Genomic DNA, 1,458 nt, shown 5'->3' with positions numbered 1-1,458 from the left:
ACCGTTACAATTAAAGGTGGCTTAGCTAACAATGTTGATGCGAGTGATGAAAATCTGCGTGTTGATGTTGAAGATGGCAACCTTGTTGTGAAGATGGCGAAGAACCTAAGTGGCTTAGGCGATATCCAAGTTGGTGAAGCTGGAAAAGATGGCGTTGACGGTAAGATTGGTGTTACCGGAAAAGATGGTTCATCAGTAGTTATTAATGGCGAAGATGGATCAATCGGTCTTACCGGTCCAAAAGGTGAGGCAGGTAAAGATGCACCAACTCTTAATATTGCAGTGAAAGATGGAGCGCCAGGCTTAAATGGAAAAGATGGCGAAGTCCGTATTGTGTACAAAGATAAAGACGGCAATGAGAAAGAGGTCGCAAGTCTTGATGATGGCTTACTCTTTGGTGCGGATAACGATGGCGTTGTGGTTGAACGTAAGTTGAATCAAAAACTTGATATTCTTGGTGGTGCAAATAATGCAACCGATGCGAAGAATATCGTCACAACCGCAAATGCAGATGGTTCTATCCAAATCGATCTTGCCAAAGATCTTGATCTAGGCACTACGGGATCTGTGAAAACCGGCAATACGACTGTTAATAAGGACGGTGTTAAAGTAGGTGACAATGTCGCATTAGGTGATACAGGATTAACTATTAAAGATGGTCCAAGTATTACTGCAAATGGTGTCGATGCAGGTGGTAAAACAATCACGAATGTTGCCGATGGTGTAAATGGTAAAGATGCTGTCAACAAAGATCAGTTAGATGGTCTTAAAACGAGTGTTGAAGGTAGTCTCGATAAAGGCTTGAACTTTGCGGGTAATACAGCTGGTGCAGTTATTAATAAGAAACTAGGTGATACCGTTACAATTAAAGGTGGCTTAGCTAACAATGTTGATGCGAGTGATGAAAATCTGCGTGTTGATGTTGAAGATGGCAACCTTGTTGTGAAGATGGCGAAGAACCTAAGTGGCTTAGGCGATATCCAAGTTGGTGAAGCTGGAAAAGACGGAAAAGATGGCGTTGACGGTAAGATTGGTGTTAACGGAAAAGATGGTTCATCAGTAGTTATTAATGGCGAAGATGGATCAATCGGTCTTACCGGTCCAAAAGGTGAGGCAGGTAAAGATGCACCAACTCTTAATATTGCAGTGAAAGATGGAGCGCCAGGCTTAAATGGAAAAGATGGCGAAGTCCGTATTGTGTACAAAGATAAAGACGGCAATGAGAAAGAGGTCGCAAGTCTTGATGATGGCTTACTCTTTGGTGCGGATAACGATGGAGTTGTGGTTGAACGTAAGTTGAATCAAAAACTTGATATTCTTGGTGGTGCAAATAATGCAACCGATGCGAAGAATATCGTCACAACCGCAAATGCAGATGGTTCTATCCAAATCGATCTTGCCAAAGATCTTGATCTAGGCACTACGGGATCTGTGAAAACAGGCAATACGACTGTTAAT

General features: G+C 42.4%; 1 pseudogene. It reads left to right on the top strand.

From position 1 onward, the window contains the following. Window positions 1-1,458: pseudogene (locus tag DC083_RS10080) on the top strand (YadA-like family protein); the annotation flags it as partial.

Source organism: Ignatzschineria ureiclastica (genome assembly GCF_003121845.1).
GTDB classification, from domain to species: Bacteria; Pseudomonadota; Gammaproteobacteria; order Cardiobacteriales; family Wohlfahrtiimonadaceae; genus Ignatzschineria; species Ignatzschineria ureiclastica.
Note: the sequence above shows the minus strand (reverse complement) of the source record. Positions and strands in the feature narration are given on the sequence as shown.